3 protein-coding genes are annotated in these 4,553 nt (G+C 52.0%); all 3 read right to left on the reverse strand.

All coding sequences use genetic code 11. The features are described 5' to 3' along the window. A complete protein-coding gene (locus tag GXP69_RS18815) occupies positions 1-1,293 on the reverse strand; it encodes a hypothetical protein (RefSeq protein ID WP_163917156.1) in 1,293 nt (430 codons plus the stop codon). Between the two features lie 19 nt (positions 1,294-1,312). Further along, positions 1,313-2,305 (reverse strand): PorP/SprF family type IX secretion system membrane protein, encoded by a 993-nt coding sequence (locus GXP69_RS18820; protein WP_163917158.1) that lies wholly within the window; start codon positions 2,303-2,305, stop codon positions 1,313-1,315. A gap of 5 nt (positions 2,306-2,310) precedes the next feature. Continuing rightward, the coding region (locus tag GXP69_RS18825; protein WP_163917160.1) for a gliding motility-associated C-terminal domain-containing protein at positions 2,311-4,553 on the reverse strand (2,243 nt) is incomplete at its 5' end.

The raw sequence follows: 4,553 nt of genomic DNA on the forward strand, positions 1-4,553 counted from the left end.
TTATTTTACTGTCCGTATCTCAGCAATGCGGAAGTGCTGGCCTACTTCTTCACGCACGACGGTATCGACGGTGATGTTGAGGTTTTTGGAGGCGAAGTTTTGCTGGATATACGCTTTCAGCAGTTGGGCCCGCTGCCGGCTCACCCGTGCCTTCGCGGGCTCCGGACCAAACCCATCCGAGAAACCTTTAATCGTAAGGGTGGCTCCGTTGGGCAACGCCTTCAGGTAGGTGTTCAGGAGCTGGGCCTGCTTGCCGCCCATGTACACCTGGTTCAACGTATAGTGCATGGTCAGGCCGTTTGCCTGGCGGGTCACCATGTGGCTCTTTGCGGCTTCTTCCGAGTCCAGCACATACGCATCGTCCGGGCTTTGGGAATGGGCCACCAAACCAGACAGCTCCACCTCTTCCTCGGTTGTCTTATCGGATCGAAGGGTTCCCGGATCCTGGGAGCCTGACACGGCATCGGCAAAGCTTAACGGGTCCTCTGCAAAAGCAAGCAAATTGTCCTTCTCTATTTTGTAGATGGCATAGCTATTTTCAGCAGCTGCCGAGATCCGGTACTGGCCATTCTCCCCCTTTTTATAGTAGGCGTTATAGGTGCTTGAGCTGTTCACCGTCTCATCCAGCTTCACAGCCTCTCCCTTTACCGTATTCCCTTCAAACGGGGCACTGTAGATCATGCTTTGCTCTCCTTGCTGACGGGCAAAGTAGAGGGTGTTATCCGCCACAAACGGAGCAAACTCTACCTGACGGGTGTTAACCTGAGGCCCCAGGTTCTGCGGCTTAGTCCAGCGGTTGTTTTCCCACTGGCTCGCATACAGGTCATCGTAACCCCGGGTGTTGCCCAGTTCTGCTGCTATCAGCAAGGTGTTTTTATCTGCCGATAAGAACAGGCCCAGGTTAGCCGAATTATTCTTCAGTTTTGGGAGCCTGCGTTCGCCTGTTTTCTCAAAGTTGCCCTCTTTTAAACGATAAAAGGAGATCACTTCCTGCTTGCGGCCGTTCTTTTGGTAAACATATACTTCCGTTCCTGCTTCGTTCTTCCCGATTACCGTGTTCAGGGTACCCGCATTGAGAACCGTTTCTTTCTGCATGACTTTGCTGCCGTCCTGCTGCGAACGCTCAGAATAGATGTACTGCCCATCGGCCTGCTTGCGTGTAAAGAGGAGCAGCTGATTTTCCAGCACGATAAAATCCGCCATCTCCTGCTGCGATTGCAGCACAGGGGTCTGGGCATTTGCTATCGTTCCGGTAGCCAGTAAAAAGGCGATGGTGTAGAGTATTTTCTTCATGTGTTATTTTCCTTTTCGCTTACCAGATCGTTACTTTCTTGCCATACTTGGGATATTTCACCGGGATCAGGTTGTAAGTGAGCATGATCTCGTTGGTGGCTTTGTCGATGTAGCGGGCATCGGCAGTAGGCAATTCATACACATAGCCCACCCGCAGCTGGTTTAGCCTTACACCGCCTTGCAGCGAATACGCCAGGTCTTTGCGGTAACCCGCTCCTACCCACAGCATGTTCTGATAGACTGCCTTCAGCTGCCCTTCCATGGTGTCTTCCAGCTTCTGGTCGTAGCGGTACAGGCCATTGACCACCACCCCGATCTGCTCGGTAAGAGCGGTGCGGTAACCAGCCTGCACTACGTGGTGTTGCGGGAAAGATGTATTCAGGTAATCGTCTCCGGTGCGCATCTTCCCTTTCAGGATGTCCTGCATGGCATAGCCAACATAAAAATTATCAGCCGTGAGCATCAGGCCCATGTTCAGGTCAAGCTTGCCTATTTTGGCGCTCTGCCCGTTAAAATTCTCAAACTCCGGATCCCCCATCACATCGGTGATGAGCTTGCTGGCATCCAGCTGCTGCGTACTATAGGTAGCGGCGGCACCCCAGCGCAGGCTCAGCTTTTCTGACAAGCGCACGCGCGTGCCGTAGCTCAGGTGCAGCTGTGTTTCTGAGAAAGGACCGAAACGGTCGCTCATAACAGCCAGGCCGAAAGCATGCTTGGCTTCCAGCTGGCGGCTATAGTTGTCGTCCTGGCTGGTTTTTAGCAACCCGTCTTTTTTCCAGGACACCATGTCGGCCAGGTCCAACTCGGCAGAGGCGAAAATGGTTTTGGGGGCATCTTCAAAACCGGTCCACTGGTTGCGGTAATAGGTCTTGAGCATAGAGCCCTCGTAGCCGGTCAGGGCCGGGTTAAAATACTGCTGAAACAGCGAGAAATTGGCCACATGTTTTCTGTTCTGGGCACTGGCGCCCAGAACAGAAGCCAAAAGGGCGATGGTTAATACTATCTTTTTCATTTTAATTACTTCTTAAGAATGGTCACAACACCTTTTTTCACCAGGTTGATGTCTTTGATCTGCACAATGTAGAAGAAAGCGCCCTGCAGGATTTGCCCGTTCACGCTGCGTCCGTCCCAGGTCATTTCAGGGTTGGTGCTATGGAACAGGCGCACCCCTGCGCGGTCAAATACTTCCACTTCCACGTTGTTGTAGAAGCGCAGCTCCGGTATGCTCCAGGTGTCGTTGATGCCGTCGCCGTTCGGAGAGAACGCATTCACTATTTTGAGCTTGTCTGCGGCCACGCCATAGGTACCTTTGGTCAGGGTAAAGGCCTTTTCGATCGTGTTCTGGTAGGGATCGGTGCTGCGCACGCGGAAGCTAAACGCTGTTTTACCAGACAAGCCCTTGTTTGACTTCAGGTACACCTTGTCACCGATGATCTCAAACAGGCTGTTGTCGGCATCGCCGCTGCCACTTACCAGGGTGTACACAAACTGGGTATCATCCGGGTCGGTGGTGGAAAGCGTGCCAATCGCCTCATCAGCTTTGAGGTTCGGCGCAAAGGTGGTGGCGCTGAAGGCAAGGGCAGTAGGCACTTTGTTTGGCTCCACCACTACCGTAATGGTGGCAGTTTTACTACCTGTGTTGGTGGTACCGGCTGCCAGTACCAGCTCTCCACTCAGGCTATAGTTACCAGCTACCAGGCCGTTATAGTTGCCCTGTTTCCAGGTGACACCCACCTGCGCTGTTGCGTTATCCGAGTAAGTTACCGTTACCGTTGCTGGCAGCGGTACATTGGCAAACGTTGTCCGGATCGGAACATTAACTGTAGCTGGTGTAGCCACCGCTATCACATCGCGGCGAACCGTTACGATTTGCGTCGCCGTAGCCGTGTTGCCGTTTGCATCTGTCACGGTCCAGGTCACCGTGGTATTCCCTGTTGGGAAGGTAGCAGGTGCATCGTTTGTAACCGTGGCTACCGCGCAGTTGTCGGCGGTGACCGGTGTACCCAGTGAAACATTAGAAGCGGTCGTTTTACCAGCATCCACCTCTACTACCACGGCAGCAGGGGCTGTAATCGTTGGGTTGATCTTATCTACAACTGTCACGATCGCCTGCGCGGTGTGCGTGTTGCCACTGTTGTCGGTAACGGTTAAGGTAACGGTGTTGTCACCTACGTTCGAGCAATCAAACGCTGTTTTGCTTAGCGTGATAGAAGCAATGCCGCAGTTATCTTCCGAACCATGGTCTACATCCGAGGCCAGGATAGTTGCCTTACCCGTAGCATCCAGCTCAACCGTGATGTTTTTGGCTTTGGCTACCGGCGCGACTTTGTCTTCTACCGTCACAATGGCTGTACCCGTAGCAACATTCCCATTTACATCGGTTACGGTTAAGGTTACGGCTGTCGTACCGCCGCAGGTAAACTCCGTCTGGTCAAGTGTCATGCTGGCAATGCCGCAGGCATCAGTCGAACCATTGTCAACATCCGCTGCTGTAATACTTGCTTTGCCGCTGGCATTCAACTGAACCGTGATGTTACGGGTAGCTACAACGGGTGCCAGGTCATCTACAATCGTTACCACGGCCGTTTCAGAAGCCGTGTTGCCGCTGGCATCCGTTACGGTAAGCGTTACCGTGTTGTCGCCGATGTTAGAGCAATCAAATGCGGTTTTGTCTATCGTTAAGGTGATCGTTCCGCATACATCCGATGAGCCGTTATCTACGTCAGCAGCTGCTATAGTTGCTTTGCCTGTAGCATTCAGTTTTACGGTGATGTTTTTGGTAAGCGCAGTTGGAGCTGTTTTGTCTTCTACTGTAACGGTAGCTGTTTTGGTTGCTACGTTGCCGTTGTTATCAGTTACCGTCAGGGTTACAGTATTAACACCAAGGTTGCTGCAATCAAATGCTGTTTTACTTAAGCTTAAAGACGTGATCCCACAGGCATCTGCGCTACCGTTGTCGATGTGATCAGCAGTTATCGTTGCCTTTCCTGTGGCATCCAGCTGAACAGTGATGTTCTGCGTCATTACAACCGGAGGGGTGTTATCCACTACCGTAACTATAGCTGTAGCCGAAGCAACGTTGCCGTTAATATCGGTTACCGTTAACACTACTTCATTATCGCCAATATGGCTGCAATCGAAAGCAGTTATATCCAATGCTATTTTTTCGATGCCGCAATTGTCGGTAGAGCCATTATCTACATCTTCTGCTTTGATCGTGGCTTTGCCTGTTGCATCAAGCTGCACGGTAATGGCCTTTG

Source organism: Pontibacter burrus (assembly GCF_010686685.1).
GTDB classification, from domain to species: domain Bacteria; phylum Bacteroidota; class Bacteroidia; order Cytophagales; family Hymenobacteraceae; genus Pontibacter; species Pontibacter burrus.

Excerpts from the sequence above, each read along its gene's own strand:
- GXP69_RS18815 (WP_163917156.1), bottom strand. The coding sequence starts at position 1,293 with ATGAAGAAAATACTCTACACCATCGCCTTTTTACTGGCTACCGGAACG.
- GXP69_RS18820 (WP_163917158.1), bottom strand. The coding sequence starts at position 2,305 with ATGAAAAAGATAGTATTAACCATCGCCCTTTTGGCTTCTGTTCTGGGC.